The sequence below is a fragment of the Raineya orbicola genome (genome assembly GCF_002843425.1).
Classification (GTDB): Bacteria; Bacteroidota; Bacteroidia; order Cytophagales; family Thermonemataceae; genus Raineya; species Raineya orbicola.
The window spans coordinates 84,678-109,058 of the sequence record NZ_NKXO01000003.1; the positions used below are offsets into that span (position 1 = coordinate 84,678).

Below are 24,381 nucleotides of genomic sequence, written 5' to 3' on the forward strand. Positions count from 1 at the left end.
ATAATTTCACTTCAACCTTTTACAATTCAATGAAAAGCACTTTACAAGAACTTCAAAACATCGCCACACAAGTACGTAGAGATATTGTCAGAATGGTTCATTCGGCACAATCGGGGCATCCGGGTGGCTCGTTGGGTTGTGCAGATTTGCTCGTAGCCTTGTATTTTGAAGTAATGAACCACACTTCACAGCCCTTTGATATGCAAGGTAGAAATCAAGACTTATTTTTCCTTTCCAATGGACATATTTCGCCTCTGTGGTATAGTGTTTTGGCTCGTAGTGGTTATTTTGATACCAAAGAATTGGCTACTTTCCGAAAAATAAATTCTCGTCTGCAAGGACATCCTGCTACTCACGAAGGTTTGCCCGGCATACGAGTAGCCTCGGGGTCTTTGGGGCAAGGGCTTTCGGTAGCCATTGGGGCGGCACAAGGGAAAAAGCTCAATGGTGATAGCAGTCTTGTGTATGTGCTTATGGGTGATGGCGAGCAACAAGAAGGACAAATCTGGGAAGCGGCTATGTATGCGGCTCATCATCAGGTTGATAATCTCATCGGAATTGTAGATTACAATGGTCAGCAGATTGATGGACCCGTAGAGCAAGTAATGTCCCTGAAAAACCTGCAAGCAAAATGGGAGGCTTTCGGCTGGAAAACTCTCACTATGAACGGCAATAGTATGCAAAACGTTTTAGAGGTTTTGGCAGAGGCTAAAAAATTAACAGGCAACAAGCAACCTATTTTGATTTTAATGAAAACCGAAATGGGTTTTGGAGTAGATTTTATGATGAATTCGCACAAGTGGCACGGCGTTGCCCCGAATGATGAGGAATTGCAAAAAGCCCTCGCCCAACTACCTGAAACTATTGGCGATTATTAAAGAAAAGACAAATTTTGAATGAGTATCAAATTTTAGCTTACAATGCTTCTTTCGCTACACATACGAAATTACGCACTTATTGAAAAATTAGATTTAGAGCCTCATAGGGCTTTTAATGTAATTACAGGCGAAACAGGAGCAGGAAAATCCATTATGTTAGGAGCTTTGGGCTTGCTTTTGGGCGGAAGAGTTGATAAAAAAGTCCTTTTGAATGAAAATGAAAAGTGTGTTGTAGAAGCCCATTTTGATATTTCAGCCTATAATTTGCAGAATATTTTTGCTGAAAATGATTTAGATTACGAGGCTACTACGTCTGTTCGTCGAGAGATTTCATCAGCGGGTAAGTCAAGAGCATTTATCAACGACACCCCCGTCAATTTAGAAACCCTTTCGCAAATCACTTCTCAACTTATTGATATTCACTCCCAACACGATAACCTTTTACTTTCTGCCGAAAGCTATCAGCGAAATATTGTAGATGTTTTTGCTGAAAATCTACCGCTTTTTCTTGAATATCAAACACTTTTTCAGGAATACTTGCAGAAAAATAAATTTTACAAAAACCTGCTTGCCGAAAAAAATCAGTCGCAACAAGAGCTGGATTATCATAAATTTTTACTTGATGAACTCCAAAAAGCCTCTCTGCAAGAAGATGAGCAAGATGAGTTAGAAACTGAATTTGGTATTTTAGAAAATGCCGAGGAAATTAAATCTAAACTTGCAGAAAGCCTTTACAAACTCCAAGAAAGTGAAAATTCAGTTTTATCAAGTCTGAAAAGTATTTATAGAGATTTTGAAAAAATGAGCGAGTTTTCGGCTGTGTATGAAGAACTTGCTGAAAGATTAGAAAATACGCTTACCGAACTGAAAGACATTGCTCGTGAGGTAGAAAAACTTTTCGAACGCACCGAGTACAACCCCGAAAGACTGGCTTGGGTACAGAAACGCCTTGATGAAATTGAGCGTTTGCAGAAAAAACATCGCGTAAAATCGGTACGAGAACTTTTGCAAATTCAGCAAGATTTGGAAACCAAAGTGCAAAGAGTACTCAACTTTGATGAAATTTTAGAAAAGGCTGAAAAAGAAATGCAAATAGCCTTGCAAAAGGCAACCGAAAAAGCTCAACTACTTTCTGAAAAACGCAAATCAGTAGTTGCTACATTAGAAAATGAGCTTCAAAAACTGCTTTCTGAACTCGGTATGCCCAATGCCCGCTTGCAAATTCAAATTTCAAGCACAGAATTACATTCGGCGGGGCTGGATAAAGTTGTTTTCTTATTCAGTGCCAACAAAGGTATTGTCCCACAGGAAATAAAAAACGTGGCTTCGGGTGGGGAGTTTTCAAGGTTGATGTTGGCTATAAAGTACATTTTGGCAGGAAAAACCGCTATGCCAACCCTTATTTTTGATGAAATTGATACAGGTATTTCAGGCGAAATAGCCCTCAAAATGGCACTAATGATGAAAGAAATGGCAAAAAATCATCAAATCATTACCATTACGCATTTACATCAAATTGCCGCCAAAGCCGAAAAACATTATTTTGTTTTCAAAGAAGATACTGAAGCTCGCACCATAAGCCGAATAAAAGAACTTTCTTATGAAGAGCGTCTGCAAGAAATTGCTCAAATGATTAGCGGTATAAAAAATTCAACCTCCGCTCTACAAAGTGCCAAAGAGCTTTTAGAAAGCAAGTAAAAAACTATTTATGCTCATTAAGCGTTTCTTTTCATAGATAAAAACGAAAAACTATGATAATTGATTTTGAGCAACTACCTTTATCGGCTCGCATTTGGATTTATCAAGCTAGCCAAACATTGAGCCAAGAGCAAATTTCTGCAATGCAAAAAGAATGGGAGCAGTTTTTACAGACTTGGAAAGCTCACGAGCAAGACCTCCAAGCCGCTGTAAAGTGTTTTTACAATCGTTTTTGGGTAATTGGGGTTGATGAAAATTTCAACGCCGCCTCGGGTTGTTCTATTGATAAGCAAGTGAATTTTGTAAAATTTTTAGAGCAGAAATATCAAATCTCCCTGCTTGACCGCTCTCAAATTGCTTTTTTACACCAAGAACAAATTTTTACTATACCTTTCCAAGAAATTGAAAAAGCTATACAGACAGGGAAAATTACTCCTGAAATGCAGATTTTCAACAATAGTATTACGCAAAAGCAAGATTTAGAAAAAAATTGGCTTACAAGCGTGGAAAATAGTTGGCTAAAACGTTATTTTGTGGCGGTTTAATTTAGTATTTCAAAAAAAGTAAAGAAATTATGCAACTACATATTATAGAGGCAGGTTATTTTAAGTTGGACGGCGGAGCGATGTTTGGCGTTGTTCCCAAAACGATTTGGCAAAAACTTATTCCTGCCGATGAAAAAAATCTTTGTACGTGGGCGATGCGTTGCCTTTTGATAGAAAATGAAAAAAGATTGATTTTAGTAGATACAGGAATGGGCAATAAGCAAGATGAAAAGTTTTTCAGTTACTACGAACCCACAGGCGATACTCTTTTGAGTTCTATTGAAAAAGCAGGGTTTCGTGCAGAAGATATAACTGATGTCATACTTACACACTTGCATTTTGACCACGCAGGAGGGGCTATTAAGCGGGAAGGAGAAAAGCTCGTACCTACTTTTCCAAATGCTCGCTATTGGAGCGAAAAAACACATTGGGAACTGGCAACCGTACGTCCTAATGCAAGAGAAAAGGCATCTTTTTTGAAAGAAAACATTTTGCCTTTGCAGGAAAGTGGGCAGTTGCATTTTATAGAAGGCGAAAGTCCTTTTGAAGGTGTTGAAATTTTGAAAGTTGATGGACATACCGATAAAATGATGCTACCTCTGATTTCTTACAAAGGCAGAAAAATTTTGTATTGTGCAGATTTAATCCCTTCTTCGGCTCATATTCCTATTCCTTATGTAATGGGTTATGATGTACGTCCTTTGCTCACGATGCAGGAAAAAGAGCAAATTTTACCCAAGGCTCAACAAGAAAACTGGCTTTTATTCTTTGAACACGATGCCCGAGTACCTGCTTGCTCACTTATGGAAACTGAAAAAGGTATCCGAATGGGAGAAATAGTAGATATAGAAAGTCTGTAAAACAAATACTTATGATTTTTTTGAAAAGAAAAGTCAAAAAAATTGAAAAAAAAGTTAGAAAATATTTGGTGGATACAAAAAATAGTTGCAAATTTGCACCACGTTTTGAGCGAAACACGCTCCGTTCGTCTAGGGGTTAGGACGCATCCCTTTCACGGATGAAACACGGGTTCGATTCCCGTACGGAGTACGAAAGACACAATTAAAAGCCTGATAATCAAAAATTTATCAGGCTTTTATATTTTTTTCAAAATATTGCCGAAAAAAAATCAAAAGTCCTTGAATGATATTTTCAAGGACTTTTGTTGTATAAAGTAGAAATAACTATTTCACCCTCTCCATATACTCACCTGTGAGCGTATTCACACGGATAAGCTCACCTTCATTTACAAACAAAGGAACACTAATGGTTGCTCCTGTTTCCAAAGTAGCAGGTTTTAGTGTTTTGGTGGCAGTATCACCTTTTACACCCGGCTCGGTGTAAGTTACTAAAAGTTCTACCGAAGCAGGTAATTCCACTAAAATAGGCGTATTGGTATCATCAAAACTTACTTTCACCGTAGCACCTTCTTTCAAAAATTGTATGCCTTCGCCAAATGCCACCTCAGGGATATAGACTTGGTCATAGGTTTCGTTATCCATACAAACCAAATTTTCTCCATCACGATACGAATACATCATTTCCTTCACTTCTACCCTTACAATATCTACGGTTTCATCAGGACGAAAACGATTTTCAGCAAGTTTGCCATTTTTTACATTTCGCATTTTCATTTGATAAAAGGCTCGCAAGTTACCTGGGGTGCGATGCTCCAACTCTATTACTTGCATAATTTCGCCATTGTAGCGAATAAAATTTCCACGAGATACATCTGATGCTTTTGCCATAAGGTTTTTAATTTTTGGGTGCAAATTTAGTTTTTTTTCAAAACAATCCAAAAACAGAAAGCCTTGAAACTCATTACTTCAAGGCTTTCTGTATAGAAACTAAATTCTTATTCGTTTTCAGCAGGAGGCGGAGCAGAAGGTTTTTCTTTTCCACCAAAATTCACCATCAGCGTAACGCGGAAAGTATCAGTAAGCGGATTAGTACGCTTGAAAGGTATCATATAGGCTACATCTAAACCAAAAACATTATACCTTGCTCCCAAGCCAATAGTAGCATATTTTCTATCACCCTTGTTTTTATGCTCCATAGCAAGTCCTAAACGTCCCATAAACATATCATTATAGACGTACTCGGCACCAAAATTCATCATAAATTCTTGCAATTCCTCTTTGATACCATCAGGAGCATCACCAAAAGAAGAGAACAATCCGCTCAAGAGCCCAATATCACGAGGCAAACGATTAGGTGAAGGAGTTGGCACCATCAGTTTATTCAAATCCAAAGCGGCAGAAATTTTATTGAGTTCATCTAATTTCAAGGTTCCCGAACCTCCTATGCGAAAATTAGTAGGCAAGAAATCTCTTTGATTATCTCCTGTATAAGAAATTTTAGCTCCCAAATTCGTAATGGCGGCTCCCAAAGCAAAATCTAATTCTGTACCTGCTAAGTTCAAGCCTTGCTTTTGGTAGAAAGCCCCAATATCTACGCCTCCTGAATTTCCGGGTTTTGCTTGCCCTGTAGCACCATTGCCCGTAAAAAAGAGATTAGCAATATTACTATGTACCCAGAAAGCCCCAATAGAAAGCCCTAAATTTTCAGTAAGTTTGCGAGAATAATGAGAGCGAACTGCAAATTCGCGAGGACGATAATCCCCCATTGGATTACCGAAATTATCCGTAAAGTTGATATCGCCCATATCAAAGTAAGTCATTGCCAAAGAAACTGCTTCCTTATCCGAAAATTTGTAATAACCGCTTAAATGCGAAATAGCCATATCATTGACAAGCTGACGCAACCAAGGCGTGTAAGAAAGTGCCACCCCAAACTGATTATCCACAAAAGCAAGTTTAGCAGGATTCCAATGAGTAGCAAAAGCATCAGGCGAAGTGGCAACCCCTACATCGCCCATACCTGCGGCACGAGCATCAGAAGGTATCAGCAAAAAAGGAACTGCTGTTGTGATAGGACGACGAAGCGAATCAAAGATTTGCCCTGTAGTCGGAGAACCTTGTCCCCAAGATTTTGTTAAGCATACATTGGCTATTATTAAAGCCAAAAAGAAAATTCCAACTTTTTTCATTGAACTTGAAGTTTAGTAAAAAATTTTACAAAAATACAAAAATTGCGTAAAATTTTTACATAGGCTTGGTTATTTTTTGTTTAGAAATTTCGCATTACAACTAATTTCCCTGTGGCGGTGGCTTTCTGGGTATCTTTCAAGCTATGAGCAGAAAGGCGGTAAATATACATACCATTAGCAAATTTCGTGCCGTAGCCATTCAAATCTAATACAAATTTACTCACATTTGCATCAGCAGTAAAAACTTTATCCCTAAAAACCAACATTTTTTCGCCTTGTAAATTAAAAATTTCAAGTTCTATCTCCAAATCTTCGTTAAAACGATTGTGTTCAAAACTGAAAATAGTCCTTTCGCTAAAAGGATTAGGGTAATTCATTACATTTTGCAATTGCAACTTTTTTGCTGATGCCACAACAAATTCAATGCTTTCTTCTGCTGAATTATTATAGGTATCCCAAACTTTTAGGGTTAGTTTATGGTGTCCTTCGGGCAAATTGCGAAATGGATACCAAACTTTTCCACTCTGATAAGTATCTAAATCAGCTGTGTAGAAATCGTTGAGTATGTAAGGTTTTTGCAGGCTATCATTCAAATAAGCGGTAATATCTTGCCCGATACCTATTGAAGAGATATTTATGCCGTTTTCATCATACAAATAAGCAAGCAAAAAGGGATTTTCATTGACCATTCCGCCATTTTTGAAAGTAGTGTCATTCATATACAAGCGTATGCGTGGGGGGGTATTATCGGCGAGCGGATTAGGATTAGAACCTCCTACAATAATATCCGATTTTCCTGCACCTGCATCTACAAGTTTTTGTTTATCAGAGGCATACAAACTTATTTTTCCCTCCCCAAAGGCATAATTGATATTTTTAGGAACAACAAACTCTATGCGAAAACGCCCATTTTTTACGCTTGCTTTTCCGTTAAAAATTCTTATATCTCTTACCAAAAAATTCATTGGCGAAGAACTTTGTGTGCCGAAAGTAGTTTTGATACGCATTTTATCCCAAATGGTAGCATCAAGCACTCCATTGAAATTTGAGATTAAAACATCATTTTCATCTCTGATTTCGCCCTCAATGCTAATTTTAGAAAGAGCTTTGAGCGTATCTTGATGAATGGTAATATCTTTATTGTTAATTTTGGTGATTACGATATTTTTTTCAGGATACGCAAGCCTCATAGAGGGGTCGCCGAGCAAAGAAAAATTCCGATTCACAGAACCCGCAAGGCTGTTGTTTTTAGTAAGCCGCATTACATCACCCAAACGAGGCATTTTGCCTGCAATAGGCTGAAAAATAAAATTATAGATTTGGTCGTTGAGAATGTAATTCGTGCTTGAAAATACAGGTCGGGTGGTGGTTATCAGGGCAATAGCTCCCTTGTTGGGTTCTAAAATGGCTACTTCTCCTCCTGAAAGCGTTGAAGGCTCATCATATTTGCCAAACTCGCAAGTAGCGGTAATCATCAAAGGCAAATAGTTGCCATTATTCCACGTTTTTATGTCGGGGGTACGTAAAATTTCTTCTTGCATCCAGCCAATTTCGCCGCCGTGCCCTGTGTAATTGATTATCAAAGAACCTTTTTCTATGGCATCAGTAAGGGTATTTTTACAAGCAGGCGAACGCTCATTGCCACCACTGCTAATTTGGGGATAAGCATCTAAATAAATTTTCTGCACATTGAAGTTTGGATAATTATCTTCCACCTTTTGAGCTAATTTGTCGGAGTCTGTTTGGTGTTGATTGGCATCGCCGTCATCAGCCAAAAAAACAACTCTTTTACGCCAATCTCCTAAATTTTCTTTGCGGTTTGCGTAAGAAATGATTTTATCTACTACATTACGAGCTTGTTCAGCGGTTTGTACAGGCAAACGCCCTACCCCTACATCAAGGGTGTGGTCAAAGGTCGGAACATTGCTGAAAGTTTCAATCCACTCGCCTTCGGTATCTTCCATAAAGCCGAAATAATCATCGGAAGAATAACTGAATATAGGGTGCAAAGATTCACGCGATTGGTAAATCGGTATAAAATTCGTGTTATTAGTAACTCGGTTTTTGTAGTCGAAGGAAGTTGCCCCGAAAAGCAATACGTATTTGAGTGTATTAGGCGTTTTTAGATACAAATGCCGAATAAAATCTCGCAAAGCTGTTACATCTTGTCTGCCTGATGAGAACTCGTTGTAAATCTGAAATACATCAGCTACCGCTACCAAAAAACCATCGTGAGTACGTCTGAATTCAGCCAAACGTTCTGCTTCTACTCCAAAATCAGGGTGCGTAATAATCAGCAAATTAGGTGTGAATAAAGCTCGCAAATTTTGATTAGGAATTTCACTTACCAGTTCAGGAGTGGGAAAATCACTACCTTGCCACACTACAAATTCCTTCAAAATGCCACTCGTAACAGCACCAAAAATACCTTGCGAACCTGATAGTGTAAAAATTTGGTTTTTAGGTTCTAATGGATTAGTTACGTCCCATATTTGGGCATTACTGCCAATATTATTTACAACGAAATTCACAGCGGGCAAACTTCTACTTTCTATGGAACGAAAAACCGTCTGATTGCCATAAAGCCTTAACTCTCTTTTACTTTGTACTCCAAAGTGGTTTAGGTATCCTCTTACATTTGTTCCTTGCAGGCTGTAAGTAACCTTAAACTGCGGCAAGGCAGGAATTTGATTACTATTAAGCGAGAAGGTAGCTACATCAGGTATGCCTTTGGTGGAATAAGTAGCATCAAAGATGGGAGAAACATTTTGCGAACCGATGTTTTGTCCGTTAATAGCCACCTGAAAACTCGCTACATTAAAAGATTGATTTAGCACAGAGGAAGTAAAAAAAATAGTAGAATTTGGCACAACTCCTTCAAGAGTGTTTGAAATTTCAGTGGATTGTCCTGTATTGAGAAATTCCCCATACCACTCTCTCCCCGAGCCTCCTCTGTTGAGCTGTTGTAAAATATTGTAAAGGTCTTTTTCGTGATAGAAATAGTCGTCAAAAGCAGTAATATTTTGCGAAGCACTTACCGAAGGCTGATTTTGTACTCGCAAACCTTGTGTGTTTTTGATAGTCAGAAAGTAGTAATTTTTATCATCGTAGAGGTTTTTTTCGTGGCTAAAACGTTGGGTAGTGGGGTTAAAATTGATTTTATCTGCTCCTTGTGCATAGAAAAGAATATAGTCGCCATTATTCATCTGATTATCTTCCTCTCCTACCACAAGAATGGCATTTTCTTGCAGGTCGCTAATACGGGGGGCATTGTTAGGTTGAGGAAGCATTCCGCCGCCATTGCCATAAATCGCAATATTTTTAGGGTTAATTTGTGTAATATCTACCCCCCAATCTCTCAAATTTTGAGCCGTAATTTTATGAATACCTGTTTGCGTAATTGCAATTTTGTACCATTTACCACTGCTTAAAACCGAATTTTGAGCTTTTACAGATACACTCAATAATACCCCTAAAAATATTACCCAATGTTTCATAGTTAATTTTTTCGTTTATACCCTCAAAGATAAAATGGTAAATGCAAGACAGCAAAAATATCTGTTTTAGTTGCCAGCTTTCATCAGGAACTTCAAACGGATAACTTCTTGTTGGGTAAGATAACGCCACTTACCACGTGGCAAATCTTTTTTGGTAAGACCTGCATACATAGTGCGGTCAAGTTTGGTAACTTCATAGCCCAAATGCTCAAACATACGCCTAACAATTCGGTTTCTGCCGCTATGCAATTCCATACCAAGTACATTCGGTTCAATCAAAGCAATAGCATCAGGTTTAATGAACCCATCTTCAAGCTCAAGCCCTTGCTCCAATTGCCTAAAATCTTCTTCGGTTATGGGCTTATCCAAAGTTATCTGATAAATCTTCTTGATATTAGACGAAGGATGCGAGAGTTTTTTAGCAAGTTCGCCATCATTGGTTAGCAAAAGTAAGCCTGTGGTATTTCTATCCAACCGCCCCACGGGATAAATTCTTTCGTTGCAAGCATCTTTCACAAAATCCATCACGGTGCGTCTTTCGTTTTCGTCTTCGGTAGTGGTAATGCAATTTTTGGGCTTATTGAGCAAAACATAAACAAATTTTTCTCTTTTAAGCAATTTACCCTGATAAGTTACTTTATCGGTGGGTTTTACCTGATAGCCCATTTCTGTAACAACCCTCCCATTTACTTTGATAGCCCCTTGTTTGATAAGTTCATCAGCCTCTCTGCGAGAGCAAACCCCTGCATTGGCAATAAACCGATTGAGCCGAATGGTAGATTTTTGCCCCTGAACGCTATTTTTTCCAATATTTTTTTTCTTTTCTGTAAATTTTTTGAAGTGGTACGTAGGGGTTTCAATAGGCTTGTTTTCCTCATTTTTGGGCTTTGGCAAGTGCTTTTTGCGAGCTATTTCTTTGGGTGCTTCTCTTTTTTTTCTCATTTTTGCATTGTGTTGGAAATGCAAAGGTACGTTTTTTATTTGTAAAACGAAATTCAGCGGCTATGAAAATAGGATTTTTAGCTTTATTCTATCTTGCAATAATTAGCATTAGTTTTGCCCAACTCAACGAAAGCGATACTATGCGATTACAGATGCGTTATAGAGTAGGTGGCAACTGGCAAGAAGGAAATTTTGAAATTTTCACCCTTCGGGCTACGGCTGATTTATCTACGGTTATCAATAATTACGATTGGGTTTTCAAGACACAAAATAACTATCTTTATCAAGAAGTTTTCAAAAGACGCGTAGATGAGGATTTTTTCAGCCGAAATTACCTCTATTATAAGCCTATGAATAGGCTTTATGGTTTTATCATAGGTTTTGTCTCTACAAATTTTCGCCGAAAAATTGATGTGCGTTATTCAGGTGGGGCGGGTTTTACTTGGCAAATTATACGCACCCCCAAACATACACTCAAATTTGCCAATGGTTTGTTATACGAAGAAAGCTATTTCGCAGGTAACGAGTATAACATTCCCTTTTACAACGGAAGTATTTTTATTCCTGTTTGGCGGAGTTCGCATTGGCTTATCGGCAGACACGAAATTTTTGATAAAAAACTCATTTTCAATTATTATTGCTTTCTGCAACCTGCTTTCGATAGAGCCGATAATTACCGCTACCAAATTGAAGCCAGTTTAGATATGCCTTTGCTGAAAGGCTTAAATATCAACATCAGTTACATCTACACCCACGAAAACGTTATCATTAGTGGCTTACGCAACTTTGACCAGTTTTTTACGTATGGTATATCGTACCAGTTTAGGAAAAAGTAGAAAAATACAACACTCTGCATTTATTCATACTTAGAATTACTATAAAGTAAATTCAAGCAAAGTGATTTCTACTATTAATCACTTTGCTTGAAAGAAATTTTTAGTCATAGTGAAATTTTCTCTGCTCTATTCCTAACTCTCTCCAAATTTCCTCTTCTCGCACCTCATTAAAAGGATAAAAAGTAACAATCTCACGAGTTTCTCTCCTTACCACTAATAAAGATTTAATTCGCTTCTTTTTCAGTTTCATAAAACCGATATATACCATATTTCTTTCAGTTCGGCGATTATACAAACCAATATCCACACAATTTTCATAAAAATCTTTAAGTCCTAAAACAATATCTTTGGCGGTAAATTCATCAGGGAACAGGGTGTTTTTGTTTTTATCTTTGTAATTCACAAAATACTTGTTTGAATGTCTCGCTAAAATATGTCTCAATCCATATTCAGGTTCTGTTCCTGCATATAAAATCGCTCTACCAAAGATTTCGTGTTCATAAGTGAAAATAGTCGTTTTTTCCTCCAAATTAGCATTCAAGACTTTTTCAGCGGGGTTACTGAAAAGAAATTTTGCTTCGTCAGCAAGCATTTGCCTGTTATCATAACCAATATATCCAACAAGCAGAGATAATGACAGAATGGAAACAGCTGTTCTCATACATTTTAGGTTTTAGATTGTAACAAAATTGCATAATTTTCTTACTCCAACTCCACCACCAAATCGCCTTGTTCTACAATTGCTCCTGCGTTCAAATGAATTTTCTTAACCACTGCCTCACGAGGAGCCGTAACGATACTTTCCATTTTCATAGCTTCCAGTACAAAAAGCGGAGTATTTGTTTTTACTTTTTCACCTTCTTTCACCTTGATTTGCGAAATTTTACCTTGCAAAGGCGAACCTATCTGGTTTTCTCCTGTGGCTTTGGGATTAGTTTTGAGCAAACTTCTCATTTTATTGTCTATCACACGCACCCTGCGGGTCTGTCCGTTGTGTTCAAAATAAACCGCCACAATGCCATTCTCATCAGGTTGCGAGCAACTGACAAGTTTAACAAGCAAAGTCTTCCCTTCATCAATTTTGATTAAAATCTCCTCACCCGGTTTTAAGCCATAGAAAAAGGCAGGTGTGGGCAAATAATATGCAAAACCATACTCCTGAATATGATTGAAGTATTCTTCAAAAACTTTTGGATACAGTTCGTAAGAAAGAAAATCCAAGAAATTATCATCAAATTTTTGCTTAAACTCCTCAAATCCCTTTTCAAAATCAATAGGTTGTAAATGAGCATTAGGGCGGTCTGTAAAGGGCTTTTCACCTTTCAAAACAATCTTTTGCAGTTTTTTAGGAAAACCGCCGTAAGGTTGCCCCAACTCGCCTCTGAAAAATTCCTTTACTGATTCAGGAAAAGAAAGCGTTTCACCTTTTTCTAAAATATCATCGGCAGTGAGGTTGTTAGCAGTCATAAACAAGGCAAAATCACCTACCACTTTGGAACTGGGCGTAACTTTAATGATATTGCCAAAAAGTTTATTGGCTTCTTGATAATTTTTCACAACCAAATCAAATTTATCGCCTACTCCTACGGAATCGGCTTGAGCTTTGAGGTTGGTGTATTGCCCACCGGGCATTTCGTGTTCGTACACTTCCGCTGAGCCCGTCTGCAAACCCGCCTCAAAAGGATAGTAATACTTACGCACCGCCTCAATGTATTTAGAAACCTGATTGAGCTTGTGCAAATCGTAAGGATTTTCGCGTGGGTGCCCTTGCATCATTGCCACCATTGAATTGAAATTAGGTTGTGCGGTTGTTCCCGACATAGCGGCAATAGCAACATCAATCACATCAACCCCTGCTTCAATAGCTTTCAGATACGTGGAGGCTTGAATGGAAGCCGTATCGTGTGTGTGCAAATGTATGGGAATACTCAACGTTTCTTTCAGTTTAGAAATCAATACTTCGGCGGCGTGAGGTTTCAGAAGTCCTGCCATATCTTTGATAGCTAAAATATGAGCTCCTGCATCTTCCAAAGTTCTTGCCAAGTCTAAATAATACTGCAAAGTGTATTTCTTTTCGTTTTTGGAGAGCAAATCACCAGTGTAGCAAATAGCGGCTTCGGCGATGCTTTCGGTGTATTTGTTCACAGCAGAAATGCTTGTTTTGAGGTTTTCAATCCAATTCAGCGAATCAAAAATTCGGAAAATATCGATGCCGTTTTCAGCAGATTTTTCAATAAACTTTTCAATCAAGTTATCAGGATAAGCCTTGTAACCTACTCCATTAGCCCCACGTAAAAGCATTTGCATCAGGATATTAGGGGAGGCTTTACGAATGAGTTGTAACCTTCGCCAAGGACATTCTTTCAGGAAGCGTAAAGCCACATCAAAAGTTGCCCCGCCCCACATTTCCAAAGAAAAGGTTTGCGGAAAATGATAAGCTATCATTTCTGCATAAGGTATCATATCAATGGTACGCATACGCGTAGCGAGCAAAGACTGATGCCCATCGCGAAGCGTGGTATCGGTATAATAAATTTTCTTTTCATTTTTGAGCCACTCACAAAATTTCGCTCTACCCATTTTTTGCAAGCGTTGCTTTGTGCCTGCGGGAGGTTCTTGTAAATTATCGTAATATACAATGGGAGGCTTTTCAAATTTTATGCTATCATCTTTCTTTTTAACATCAGGGTTTCCATTGACAATTACATTTGCCAAAAAACGCAAGGCTCGTGTCCCCCTATCATAGCGTTTAGGAATATTGAATAGTTCGGGGTGGTCTTGAATGAAACTAACCGTAGCCTTTCCACTCTGAAAAATAGGGTGAGAAATTACGTTTTCCAAAAAACCTATATTCGTTTTTACTCCTCTAATTCTAAACTCTCGCAAAGCCCTTTGGAGGCGTTGGGCAGTGCCTTTGAGGGTTCTACCTGCCGCCGAAACTTTTACAAGCATAGAATCAAAGAAAGGTGAAATCTGTACGCCCGGATATACACTGCCTTCATCTAAACGAATGCCAAAACCTGCGGCATTGCGGTATTCTACAATAGTACCAAAATCGGGTTTGAAATTATTCAGCGGGTCTTCGGTAGTAATTCGGCACTGAATGGCAACCCCACGAGCTATTACATCTTCTTGCTTGTGTATAAAAATTTGAGGGTCTGAAAGGCGATGACCTTTGGCTATCAGAATTTGTGAGCGAACTATATCAATACGTGTAATTTCTTCGGTAATGGTATGCTCTACTTGTATGCGAGGATTTACCTCAATAAAATACACATTTTCATCTTTATCTACCAAAAACTCTACCGTACCTACGTTGTTGTAATTTACTTTCCTACAAATTCGCAAGGCATAATCATACAATTTGTTTTTAGTTTTTTGTTCCAAAAACGAAGGAGCAACTTCTACAACTTTCTGAAAGCGTCTTTGCACCGAACAATCCCGCTCAAAAAGATGAACAATATTTCCGTAATTATCTCCCATAATTTGCACTTCTACGTGCTTGGGATTTTCAATAAATTTTTCTATGAAAATAGTATCATCACCGAAGGAGCGTCCTGCTTCGCCTTTGGCTTCGTTATAGGCTTTTTCTAATTCGCTTTCGTTGCGAACTACCCGCATACCGCGTCCGCCTCCTCCTGCTGAGGCTTTCAGTATGACAGGAAAGCCAATACGTTTTGCCTCTTTCAGGGCGATTTTGAAGGTTTTCAGTGGTTCTTTGTTATCTTCAATAATAGGAACATCTGCTTCAATTGCAATTTTTTTAGACGCAATTTTATCACCCAAAGCCTCCATTACTTCGGGTTCGGGTCCTACGAAAATAATGCCTTCTTCGCGACAACGACGAGCTAAATTGACATTTTCAGAAAGAAACCCGTATCCAGGGTGAATGGCATCGGCTTTTACCTTTTTAGCAAGTGCAATAATTTCTTCTACATCAAGGTAAGGACGCAAAGGTTCATCATCTTTGCCAATCTGATAGGCTTCATCGGCTTTGAAACGGTGCAAAGAATAGCGGTCTTCATAAGTATAAATTGCCACGGTGCGAATTTTTAGCTCCGAAGCGGCACGAAAAATACGAATAGCTATTTCACCACGATTGGCAACCAAAAGTTTGTTCAGCGATTTTAGATGTTCCATAATGGTACTATTTTTAGAAGCCCAATGACAAGATTACACATTCTTATAGAAATATACAAACATACAAATTCTTTTTTTGAGCAAAATATTTTTTCTGTACTTTTGCAGAAAATTTTTCTAATGAAAATCGGTCAGAATTTTTATCAGTATCAGATACAATCTTTGATAGCCGAAAGCAATACAGCTCGGAATTGGCTTGCAAGGCATCAAAGTCTGCCTCGCAATGTGCGTATCAAACAGCTTAAAAACGAATTCTTACAAACCGAACAACAAAAAATTCAACTTCGTAGCATAGCCGTACAAAACGCCGAACTTGAACACGGACATATTCCTGTACTTTACGACTATCTAGAAAATTCACAAGGTATTTTTTTTGTATATGATTATGTGAATGGCGTTACTTTGGATAAATTTTTACAAAGTAACCCTTCTGCTGAGAAACGAAAAGATATTTTCTTGCAGATTCTTTCCGCAGTTGCTTACAGCCACCGAAAAGGGGTTTGTCATTTGCATATTAGCCCTTCCAATATTCTTGTTACACCCGAAAACAAAGTATTTCTAAACGATTTTGGTTTTATACAACTTTCTCCCACTCCTTCTCCTTTCTCTGCTCCCGAGCAATTGCAAGGTGGTTACACGGATACCCGCACCGATATTTTTATGCTTGGCAAACTTTTAGCGTATTTGTTTCCAAACCCTTCGGCAGAATTGCAAAAGGTTATCCAAAAGGCTTGTGCCAGTGAAGCCTATCAACGTTATCAGACCTGCGAGGAAATGCAAAACGACTTGCAACACGCTATTTTTGAAATAACTCATCAAGAGCCAACGAAAAAAAATGCTTGGGTTTCTTCGCTCATAGGTATTGGTATTGTGGTTCTTTTCTTTGGTGGGGCTTGGTGGGGCTTGCGAATTATTGCTAAAAATCAGCAGAAAAAACCGCAAACTATCACATTTCAAGGCGAAAATCCCGTAGTTATTCAAAAACCCAAAGATACCACCGACTACACCAAACTCGCCGAAATGAAACAACAAGAAGAAAAAGAAAAGCAAGAAGAAGATAGTGAAGAAGAACGCAAAAAAGATAGCTTAAAGAAAAAACAAGAAGAACGCAAGAAATTAGAAAAAGAACGCAAAGAAAAAGCCCTCAAAAACGTTATCGTTGATGGGCAATTTGTGAGCAACCAACTGGGCGAATACAAAATCAATGTTGAAATTTTTAACGGCAACAAAGATTTAGAACTTCAAAAAGTAGTGATTGTAGTTTCTTATTTTGATACTCAGGGCGAAATAATTGCCAAAGAAGAAAAAGTTTTGGAAAAACTTTCTGCCGAACAAGCCACTTCTTTGGAAGTAGTAAAAAAAATCAATGCCGCACGCTTTTCGTGTAAAGTAAAAGATGCTGAGTTGCCTCCTTTGCCCGAAGAGTAACTTTTTGGAAACAAGAAACAGGAAGCAAGAAACAGAAAACAAGAGGCAAGAAATAGGTTTTTGCAGTCAAAATTTGCATTCTACTGCACCTTAAAAATTTCTTGCAAAATAGGCTTCAAGCCACTGAAAAAGAACTCTACGGCAATTACCATAACAATTAAGCCCATAATTCTCATCATTACATTGTTGCCTGTTTCGCCCAAGAATTTGATAATTCGGGACGAAGCGTATAAAATGATGAAAGTCAGAACCATTACCACTAAAACCGCCGAAATAAGGACTATTTTCATTTCCCAATTTTTGGCTTTTTCCATTAGTACAATGGCATTGCTAATTGCCCCTGGTCCGCAAATCATAGGAATAGCCAGCGGCGTAATGGAAATATCATTCACGTAACTTTTCACCTCTGTTTCGCTTACTTTTACTCTTGCCAGCCTTGCCTGCAACATATCCATTCCCATTTGGAAAAAAATAATCCCCCCTACTACGCGAAAGCTATTCACCGAAATTCCAAAAAAATTGAAAAGCAACTCCCCCGAAAAAGCAAAAAGAATGATTGTCAGAAAAGCAACGATAGAGGCTTTCCGAGCTGTTTTGGCACGAGCCTTTTCGCTCAGCGAGGCAGTCATAGTCATATACACGGGCATTGTACCCAAAGGATTGATAAGCGTAAAAAAGGACGTAAAAGCTAAAAGTCCGAAGGCTACGAGTTCGTTCATAAAGGTTTAAGGGTTTAGGGGTAAAACGTATAAGAGTTTGTTCTAATCTCCTGTCTCTTGTCTCCTGTCTCCTCAATCTAACATTATCTTTTTTAGCTCATTTAGTTTAATAAGTGCCTCAATGGGCGTAAGAATATTCAAATCTATTTCTTTGAAAAACTTTTTTACCTTTTCCAGTTCAGGATTGTAAGGTTCAAAAAGTGAAAGTTGTGTAATGGTTTGTGTTTGCTTGGGCATTTCTCTAATTTTTTCGTGCAATTCCTGATGAATTTTCTCTTTTTCCAAATGCTTCAAAACCTCGCTTGCCCTTTGTACAATTGGAGCGGGCATACCTGCCATTTGTGCTACGTGGATGCCAAAGCTATGCTCACTACCTCCGGGCTGTAATTTACGCAAAAAGATGATTTTATTCCCCTCTTCTAACACTGAAACGTGAAAATTTTTTACCCTTGGCAAATCTTCGGCAAGTTGGTTGAGTTCGTGATAATGCGTAGCAAAAAGCGTTTTAGGGCGAGCCGTAGGGTGGTTATGCAAAAACTCAATAATGCTCCAAGCAATAGAAATACCATCATAAGTGCTTGTACCTCTGCCGATTTCGTCCATCAGGATTAGACTTTTATGGCTCAAGTTATTCATAATGCTGGCGGTTTCGGTCATTTCTACCATAAAAGTAGATTCTCCTTTGGAAAGATTATCCGAAGCCCCTACACGCGTAAAAATTTTATCTACTACTCCAATAGAGGCTTTTTCGGCAGGTACGAAACAACCTATTTGAGCCATTAGCACAATCAGAGCTGTTTGCCTTAAAAGAGCAGATTTGCCCGCCATATTCGGACCTGTGATAATAATAATCTGCTGATTTTCAGTGTCTAAATACACATCATTGGGAATGTATTGTTCGCCCAAAGGCAACTGACGCTCAATGACGGGGTGTCTGCCCTGCCGAATATCCAACACGTCGCTATCATTGATTTCAGGACGATTGTAGGAATATTTTAAGGCACAAAAAGCAAAATTGCAAAGTACATCTATGCCTGCTAAAATTCTTGCATTGTGTTGGGCGTCAGAAATTTGAGCGGCACAAAATTCAACAAGTTCGAAAAATAAGTTTTGTTCAATGATGTTGATTTTCTCTTCGGCAGTGAGGATTTTCTCTTCGTAGATTTTAATCTCTTCGGTAATGTACCTTTCTGCATTGGTGAGCGTTTGTTTGCGAATCCAGTCCGTAGGAACTTTGTGCTTGTTGGCATTAGAAACTTCTAAATAAAAGCCAAAAACTTTATTAAACTGAACTTTCAGACTTGCAATGCCCGTCCGTTCAATTTCTCTTTGAGCAATAGCCTCTAAATGTTCTTTGCCCGAATGGAGCAAATAATGCAGTTCGTCCAATTCGGTGCTGATGCCTTTCTTTATCATTTTTCCCTGATTGCTTTGCGAAGGGGCTTCATCAAGCAAGGTATGGTCTATTTTTTCTGCAATATGAACCACAGGACGCAAATTTTGAATAAATTTCTGCAAAACACTTTGGGTATCATCATTTGTGTAAGGTAAAATGCTTTCCATTAGCTTGCGTATAGGCTCAATTTGCAGAAGTGATTTCTTAAAAAAAACGAGTTCTTTGGGCGTAATACGGCGAGAAGCTATTTTCGAAGTTAATCGCTCCAAATCACCAATTTGGCTCAATACTTGACGAATTTGCTCTAAAATTTCAGGGTTTTGATGAAAACACCCTACAATAGTAAGTCTTTCTTGAATTTTAGGGATTTCTTTGAGAGGCATTGCAATCCAACGGCGAAGCAATCTTGCCCCCATTGGGGTTTGGGTATGGTCTAAGATTTCAACCAAAGAAACGCCTTTTTCCTGCTGTGGGAATAGCAATTCCAAATTACGAATGGTAAATTTATCAAGCCACACGTATCGGTCGCTATCCAACCGAGCCAGTTGCGAAATATGGCTTACTTGATGATGTTCGGTTTCGGCGAGGTAATGCAAAATAGCTCCTGCGGCAACTATGCCCAAAGGCATATTTTCAACCCCAAACCCCTTGATAGTTTGCGTTTTGAAATGTTCTTTGATTTTGTTTTCGGCAAAATCTTGCTGAAAAACCCAATCATCAAGAAAAAAGTGATTCCACTCTTCACCAAAAAACTCTTTGAAAAGCATTTTTTGTGGCTTTGGGAAAAGCACTTCGGCAGGACGAAAACTCTGCAAGAGCTTATCTACGTATTCTTTTTCTCCTTGCGAGGTCATAAATTCACCTGTGGAAATATCCAGAAAGGCTATGCCAAAAAGGTTTTTTTGTGGGAAAATGGCACAGAGATAATTGTTTTGCTTTACCTCTAAAACGTTATCATTAAAAGCTACGCCGGGTGTTACAAGCTCTGTAACACCTCTTTTCACAAGTCCCTTGGCGAATTTAGGGTCTTCCAGTTGGTCGCAAATGGCTACTCTCTCACCTGCTCGTACCAATTTCGGCAAATAGTTATCCAAAGCGTGATGCGGAAAACCTGCAAGCTCTATTTCGCCTGCACTGCCATTGTTGCGTTTGGTAAGCACAATGCCCAAAATACGGCTGGTTTTGATAGCATCTTCGCCAAAAGTTTCATAAAAATCCCCTACCCTAAATAAAAGCAAAGCCCCAGGATACTTCTTTTTGAATAAATTGTATTGCTTCATCAAAGGGGTTTCTTTCTCTTTCATCAGATTGCTGTTTGAAAGGCACAAAGTTAATAAAATCGCTTACAGATGAGCAAGATTTCTAAAACAAAAGCCTCACTTTTCAGTGAGGCTTTGCTATGTTTGTTTCACTTAAAAACACTACTATTAGTCAAGGATTTCGGTGATTTGTCCTGCACCTACGGTTCTACCACCCTCACGGATAGCGAAACGCAAACCTTTTTCCATTGCTACTTTGTTGATAAGTTTTACTTCAATAGTAAGGTTATCGCCGGGCATTACCATTTCCACGCCATCAGGGAGTTTAATTTCACCTGTTACGTCAGTAGTTCTCAAATAGAACTGAGGGCGATATTTGTTGAAGAATGGCGTATGGCGACCTCCTTCTTCTTTGGAAAGTACGTACACTTCGGCTTTGAAATGAGCGTGAGGCGTTACGGTACCAGGTTTGCAAATTACCATACCACGGCGGATTTGCGTTTTTTCAATACCACGTAGCAATAGACCTACGTTATCGCCTGCTTCACCTCTATCCAAAATTTTACGGAACATTTCTACCCCTGTTACAGTAGATTTCAAACCTTCTGCACCCATACCCAAAATTTCAACTGCATCTCCTGTGTTAATTACGCCTCTTTCGATACGTCCAGTAGCCACAGTACCACGACCAGTAATAGAGAATACGTCCTCAACAGGCATTAAGAAATCTTTATCTACCAAACGAGGAGGGATAGGTATCCAGTTATCTACAGCGTCCATAAGTTTTTCAACGGTCTCAACCCATTTAGGTTCGCCATTCAAAGCACCCAAAGCAGAACCACGGATTACAGGGATATTGTCGCCGTCGAATTTATAGAAGCTAAGAAGCTCACGAATTTCCATTTCAACAAGGTCAAGAATTTCGGGGTCATCAACCAAATCCACTTTGTTCATAAATACTACAAGCTGAGGCACACCTACCTGACGAGCCAAAAGGATATGCTCACGAGTTTGAGGCATAGGACCATCCGTAGCGGCAACTACAAGAATAGCACCATCCATTTGAGCGGCACCTGTAACCATATTTTTCACGTAGTCAGCGTGACCAGGGCAATCTACGTGTGCATAGTGGCGAGTGGCAGTCTGATACTCTACGTGAGCAGTATTGATAGTAATACCTCTCTCTTTCTCTTCAGGAGCGTTATCGATAGAAGAGAAATCTCTTTTTTCAGCCAAACCTTTTTGAGCTAATACGTATGTAATAGCGGCGGTAAGGGTTGTTTTTCCGTGGTCAACGTGACCGATAGTACCAATGTTTACGTGGGGTTTGGAACGGTCAAATGTTTCTTTTGCCATAATTTGTAAAGTTCTTTGGTTAAATTTACGAAAACAACAAAATTTTAGAGTTTCTCTTGCAACCTTAGAGCCAACGATGGGAATTGAACCCACGACCCCTTCCTTACCAAGGAAGTGCTCTACCTCTGAGCTACGTCGGCTGATAGACGCATTGATTGCAGAATGACTCTAAAATTTTAGAGCGGGCGACGAGGCTCGAACCCGCGACCTGTAGCTTGGAAGGCTACCGCTCTACCAACTGAGCTACGCCCGCTTGAAACTACTTTGTGGTAGTTTGGCACTTGGCTGTGCCGAGTGGGGCAAGATGGATTCGAACCACCGAAGGCATACGCCAGCAGATTTACAGTCTGCCCCATTTGGCCACTCTGGTATTGCCCCATTGTCTTTTCGGATTGCAAAAGTAATAGGTTCAAATCTTTTATCCAAATTTTTTTGCAAAAAATTTTTACAAAAATTCTATCAAAGCTAACTTTCAAAAATTTATATTTCAAAAACACGTTGTATTTGCTCAAATTCCAACAAAAAGCCATCGTGCCCGTATAGAGAATTTAACTCATACAAAGTAGCATTCGGAATATGCTCAGCTAAAAACTTTTGCTCTTGCAAAGGAAAAAGCAAGTCCGAAGTAACGCCAACTACTTTTACTCTTGCCCTAATTTCCTGCAATGCCTTTTCAGCACTGCCTCGCCCCCTGCCTACGTGGTGGCTATCCATAGCTTTGGAAAGTGTCCAATAGCTAAAAGCATTAAATCTGCGAATAAGTTTTTCGCCCTGATATTGCTGATAAGAACTTGCCTTGTAGTTATCTGTTTTTTCAATATCAGTTTCTTGTTGTCTTTGGTTGTAAATTTCAATGTTTCGGTACGAAAGCAAAGCAATAGCCCGAGCGGCTTTTAAGCCCATCATACCTGCCTGCGGGTGTGCGTATTGCCAAGACGCATCTGCCTGAATAGCCATTCTTTGAGCTTCGTTGAAAGCAATCCCCCAAGGCGAATGAAAAGCATTGGTAGCTAAAATCAATAAGTTCTCAAAAATTTCGTTTTGCTCAATTGCCCACTCCAAAGCGATTTGTCCTCCCAATGAGCCGCCTATCAAGTAATAAACACGAGGTAAATCTAAATGCTTACGCAGTAAGTCCAAAGCCTTTGCCATATCACGCGTAGTAAGCAAAGGAAATGAATGAAAATAAGGTTCTCCTGTCTTTGGATTGAGCGATAAAGCCCCCGTAGAACCATAACAAGAGCCTAAATTATTCGCACAAATGATGAAATATTTTTCGGGGTCAAGCATTTTGCCAGTGCCAAAAAGCCCCGCCCACCAATCTGCTACATCAGCATTTGCCGTAAGAGCGTGAATAACCCAAATTACATTACTTTTTTCGGCATTGAGCTTGCCATAAGTACAATAAGCCAGCTCTATTTCGGGTAAAATGGAACCATTTTCCAAAACAAAAGGCTCGGTATAATGAAAAATAGCAGGTTCGGTCATATGGAAAGGTATTTGAAAGTTTTTTCGCAAAAATGTTCAAATCAAAGGAATATTTTGACTATCTTGCTCAAAAAAGTTTTACTATGAGTTTTCAGTTGGGTGTTCTTATTATTCACGGCATAGGCAATCAAACGCCTGCGTATGCGAACCAATTTATCAAAGATTTACAGGAAAAAATCCGTCTGTACGACAAAAACCCCGATGTAGTCAAGATGATGCCTACCACGTGGGCAACAGAAATTCAACCCGATGAAGAAGAACTTTGGCGAAATGTTTCCAAAGGTGAACCGCTCAATTTTGGCAAATTACGCAAGTTCTTGATAAGTTATGTAGGTGATTCCGTTGCCTATGCAGGCACTCCCAACAAAAGCAATGGCATTTATCAAAAAATTCACCGCAATATTCACGAAACCCTTGAAAAACTCTACATTGATTTAGGCAAGCAAGATAAACCCCTCATTATTATTGCTCATTCATTTGGTACGCAAATCATTTCCGATTACATCTGGGACCGCCAAAAGGCTATCCGAGAAAATACAAGCGACTTCCTCGCTGATAATCCCTTTGAAAGTATGCAAACGCTTGTAGGGCTTTTTACATTTGGTTCTTGTATTCCATTTTTTACACTGGGCTACCACCCTTTGCAAGCGATTGAATTTCCCATTCCACAATTGCCCGAAGAATGGAAAAGCAAAGCTCGTTGGTTCAATTTTTATGACGTTGATGATGTTTTAGGCTATCCGCTCAAAGATTTGAGCGAAAGCTACAACAAGAGTGTCAATGCTGATATTGAAGTAAATGTCGGCAATTGGCTTCAATCTTGGAATCCCCTTTGCCACTTCGGCTACTGGCGTGATGATGACTGCCTCAATTCTATTGCAGAGTTCATTTCAGGATGGATATGAAAGATAGATGTTAGATGTTAGATGTTAGATTTTGAGTAAAATACTTTCTTTGCTGGAAGCTATGCGAAAATGGATTAAACGTATTTTAGGCATTACTTTTTTGATTTTGCTATTTTTTACGTGAATTATAAGTCTAACTTATTGTTTTCAAGGGATTTAAATAAAAAAACTTAGGGTAATTGAAAAAATGATTAACTTTGAGTTGTACTTTTTAAATATTTAATCATATGAGTCAATTACCTCTA

Annotated in this window: 17 protein-coding genes and 4 tRNA genes; 8 read left to right on the forward strand and 13 right to left on the reverse strand. The window is 38.8% G+C overall.

Annotation, left to right across the window (positions count from 1 at the left end):
* Nucleotides 1-29: 29 nt before the first annotated feature.
* The 5 genes from Rain11_RS01415 to Rain11_RS01435 all read left to right on the forward strand — a co-directional run bounded on the left by Rain11_RS01415 (nucleotide 30) and on the right by Rain11_RS01435 (nucleotide 4,171).
* Nucleotides 30-878, forward strand: coding sequence for a transketolase (locus Rain11_RS01415; protein WP_101357564.1), 849 nt, complete (start codon nucleotides 30-32; stop codon nucleotides 876-878).
* A gap of 42 nt (nucleotides 879-920) precedes the next feature.
* Nucleotides 921-2,576: a DNA repair protein RecN gene (gene recN, locus Rain11_RS01420; RefSeq protein ID WP_101357547.1), complete on the forward strand. Its 1,656-nt coding sequence runs from the start codon at nucleotides 921-923 to the stop codon at nucleotides 2,574-2,576.
* 53 nt (nucleotides 2,577-2,629) lie between these two features.
* Complete coding sequence (locus Rain11_RS01425; protein WP_101357548.1) at nucleotides 2,630-3,121, forward strand: hypothetical protein; 492 nt, start codon at nucleotides 2,630-2,632, stop codon at nucleotides 3,119-3,121.
* Nucleotides 3,122-3,150: 29 nt separating this feature from the next.
* Nucleotides 3,151-3,981, forward strand: coding sequence for an MBL fold metallo-hydrolase (locus Rain11_RS01430; protein WP_101357549.1), 831 nt, complete (start codon nucleotides 3,151-3,153; stop codon nucleotides 3,979-3,981).
* 118 nt (nucleotides 3,982-4,099) lie between these two features.
* Nucleotides 4,100-4,171 (forward strand) — tRNA-Glu (locus tag Rain11_RS01435).
* A gap of 134 nt (nucleotides 4,172-4,305) precedes the next feature.
* On the opposite strand, the gene efp is transcribed toward Rain11_RS01435, so the two are convergent.
* The 4 genes from efp to Rain11_RS01455 form a co-directional block, all read right to left on the reverse strand.
* A complete protein-coding gene (gene efp / locus Rain11_RS01440; protein ID WP_101357550.1) occupies nucleotides 4,306-4,869 on the reverse strand; it encodes an elongation factor P in 564 nt (187 codons plus the stop codon).
* Nucleotides 4,870-4,976: 107 nt separating this feature from the next.
* Nucleotides 4,977-6,170 (reverse strand): type IX secretion system outer membrane channel protein PorV, encoded by a 1,194-nt coding sequence (gene porV, locus Rain11_RS01445; protein WP_101357551.1) that lies wholly within the window; start codon nucleotides 6,168-6,170, stop codon nucleotides 4,977-4,979.
* Nucleotides 6,171-6,250: 80 nt separating this feature from the next.
* Nucleotides 6,251-9,667, reverse strand: coding sequence for a type IX secretion system sortase PorU (porU, locus tag Rain11_RS01450; RefSeq protein ID WP_101357552.1), 3,417 nt, complete (start codon nucleotides 9,665-9,667; stop codon nucleotides 6,251-6,253).
* A 66-nt stretch (nucleotides 9,668-9,733) separates the two neighbouring features.
* A complete protein-coding gene (locus tag Rain11_RS01455; protein ID WP_101357553.1) occupies nucleotides 9,734-10,609 on the reverse strand; it encodes a pseudouridine synthase in 876 nt (291 codons plus the stop codon).
* Between the two features lie 62 nt (nucleotides 10,610-10,671).
* Between Rain11_RS01455 and Rain11_RS01460 the strand changes: the two genes are divergently transcribed.
* Nucleotides 10,672-11,445, forward strand: a complete 774-nt coding sequence (locus tag Rain11_RS01460) for a DUF481 domain-containing protein (RefSeq protein ID WP_101357554.1) — start codon at nucleotides 10,672-10,674, stop codon at nucleotides 11,443-11,445.
* A gap of 100 nt (nucleotides 11,446-11,545) precedes the next feature.
* Here Rain11_RS01460 and Rain11_RS01465 read toward each other — a convergent pair whose 3' ends face one another.
* Together Rain11_RS01465 and Rain11_RS01470 are read right to left on the reverse strand one after the other, a co-directional pair.
* On the reverse strand, nucleotides 11,546-12,106 hold the full coding sequence (locus Rain11_RS01465) for a hypothetical protein (protein ID WP_101357555.1): 561 nt from the start codon (nucleotides 12,104-12,106) through the stop codon (nucleotides 11,546-11,548).
* Between the two features lie 41 nt (nucleotides 12,107-12,147).
* Nucleotides 12,148-15,588: a pyruvate carboxylase gene (locus tag Rain11_RS01470; RefSeq protein WP_101357556.1), complete on the reverse strand. Its 3,441-nt coding sequence runs from the start codon at nucleotides 15,586-15,588 to the stop codon at nucleotides 12,148-12,150.
* A 117-nt stretch (nucleotides 15,589-15,705) separates the two neighbouring features.
* Between Rain11_RS01470 and Rain11_RS13810 the strand changes: the two genes are divergently transcribed.
* Nucleotides 15,706-17,013 (forward strand): serine/threonine protein kinase, encoded by a 1,308-nt coding sequence (locus tag Rain11_RS13810; protein WP_165778053.1) that lies wholly within the window; start codon nucleotides 15,706-15,708, stop codon nucleotides 17,011-17,013.
* A gap of 80 nt (nucleotides 17,014-17,093) precedes the next feature.
* On the opposite strand, the gene Rain11_RS01480 is transcribed toward Rain11_RS13810, so the two are convergent.
* The 7 genes from Rain11_RS01480 to Rain11_RS01510 all read right to left on the reverse strand — a co-directional run bounded on the left by Rain11_RS01480 (nucleotide 17,094) and on the right by Rain11_RS01510 (nucleotide 23,231).
* Nucleotides 17,094-17,732 (reverse strand): MarC family protein, encoded by a 639-nt coding sequence (locus Rain11_RS01480; protein ID WP_101357557.1) that lies wholly within the window; start codon nucleotides 17,730-17,732, stop codon nucleotides 17,094-17,096.
* A 72-nt stretch (nucleotides 17,733-17,804) separates the two neighbouring features.
* The gene (gene mutS, locus Rain11_RS01485) at nucleotides 17,805-20,432 is read right to left on the reverse strand and encodes a DNA mismatch repair protein MutS (RefSeq protein ID WP_207764406.1); all 2,628 of its coding nucleotides are present in this window, start codon (nucleotides 20,430-20,432) and stop codon (nucleotides 17,805-17,807) included.
* 123 nt (nucleotides 20,433-20,555) lie between these two features.
* Nucleotides 20,556-21,743: an elongation factor Tu gene (tuf, locus tag Rain11_RS01490; RefSeq protein WP_101357558.1), complete on the reverse strand. Its 1,188-nt coding sequence runs from the start codon at nucleotides 21,741-21,743 to the stop codon at nucleotides 20,556-20,558.
* Nucleotides 21,744-21,811: 68 nt separating this feature from the next.
* Nucleotides 21,812-21,883, reverse strand: a tRNA-Thr gene (locus tag Rain11_RS01495).
* A 40-nt stretch (nucleotides 21,884-21,923) separates the two neighbouring features.
* Nucleotides 21,924-21,996, reverse strand: a tRNA-Gly gene (locus tag Rain11_RS01500).
* A gap of 42 nt (nucleotides 21,997-22,038) precedes the next feature.
* A tRNA-Tyr gene (locus tag Rain11_RS01505) sits at nucleotides 22,039-22,121 on the reverse strand.
* Between the two features lie 102 nt (nucleotides 22,122-22,223).
* Nucleotides 22,224-23,231 carry a homoserine O-acetyltransferase family protein gene (locus tag Rain11_RS01510; RefSeq protein WP_101357559.1) on the reverse strand — a complete coding sequence of 336 codons (1,008 nt, stop codon included), beginning with the start codon at nucleotides 23,229-23,231 and terminating at the stop codon, nucleotides 22,224-22,226.
* Nucleotides 23,232-23,314: 83 nt separating this feature from the next.
* Between Rain11_RS01510 and Rain11_RS01515 the strand changes: the two genes are divergently transcribed.
* The gene (locus Rain11_RS01515) at nucleotides 23,315-24,136 is read left to right on the forward strand and encodes a hypothetical protein (RefSeq protein WP_207764407.1); all 822 of its coding nucleotides are present in this window, start codon (nucleotides 23,315-23,317) and stop codon (nucleotides 24,134-24,136) included.
* Nucleotides 24,137-24,381: the final 245 nt, after the last annotated feature.

Excerpts from the sequence above, each read along its gene's own strand:
- porU (WP_101357552.1), bottom strand. The coding sequence starts at position 9,667 with ATGAAACATTGGGTAATATTTTTAGGGGTATTATTGAGTGTATCTGTA.
- Rain11_RS01455 (WP_101357553.1), bottom strand. The coding sequence starts at position 10,609 with ATGAGAAAAAAAAGAGAAGCACCCAAAGAAATAGCTCGCAAAAAGCAC.
- tuf (WP_101357558.1), bottom strand. The coding sequence starts at position 21,743 with ATGGCAAAAGAAACATTTGACCGTTCCAAACCCCACGTAAACATTGGT.
- Rain11_RS01425 (WP_101357548.1), top strand. The coding sequence starts at position 2,630 with ATGATAATTGATTTTGAGCAACTACCTTTATCGGCTCGCATTTGGATT.
- Rain11_RS01465 (WP_101357555.1), bottom strand. The coding sequence starts at position 12,106 with ATGAGAACAGCTGTTTCCATTCTGTCATTATCTCTGCTTGTTGGATAT.
- efp (WP_101357550.1), bottom strand. The coding sequence starts at position 4,869 with ATGGCAAAAGCATCAGATGTATCTCGTGGAAATTTTATTCGCTACAAT.
- recN (WP_101357547.1), top strand. The coding sequence starts at position 921 with ATGCTTCTTTCGCTACACATACGAAATTACGCACTTATTGAAAAATTA.
- Rain11_RS01480 (WP_101357557.1), bottom strand. The coding sequence starts at position 17,732 with ATGAACGAACTCGTAGCCTTCGGACTTTTAGCTTTTACGTCCTTTTTT.
- Rain11_RS13810 (WP_165778053.1), top strand. The coding sequence starts at position 15,706 with ATGAAAATCGGTCAGAATTTTTATCAGTATCAGATACAATCTTTGATA.
- Rain11_RS01430 (WP_101357549.1), top strand. The coding sequence starts at position 3,151 with ATGCAACTACATATTATAGAGGCAGGTTATTTTAAGTTGGACGGCGGA.
- mutS (WP_207764406.1), bottom strand. The coding sequence starts at position 20,432 with ATGAAAGAGAAAGAAACCCCTTTGATGAAGCAATACAATTTATTCAAA.
- Rain11_RS01415 (WP_101357564.1), top strand. The coding sequence starts at position 30 with ATGAAAAGCACTTTACAAGAACTTCAAAACATCGCCACACAAGTACGT.
- porV (WP_101357551.1), bottom strand. The coding sequence starts at position 6,170 with ATGAAAAAAGTTGGAATTTTCTTTTTGGCTTTAATAATAGCCAATGTA.
- Rain11_RS01515 (WP_207764407.1), top strand. The coding sequence starts at position 23,315 with ATGAGTTTTCAGTTGGGTGTTCTTATTATTCACGGCATAGGCAATCAA.
- Rain11_RS01460 (WP_101357554.1), top strand. The coding sequence starts at position 10,672 with ATGAAAATAGGATTTTTAGCTTTATTCTATCTTGCAATAATTAGCATT.
- Rain11_RS01510 (WP_101357559.1), bottom strand. The coding sequence starts at position 23,231 with ATGACCGAACCTGCTATTTTTCATTATACCGAGCCTTTTGTTTTGGAA.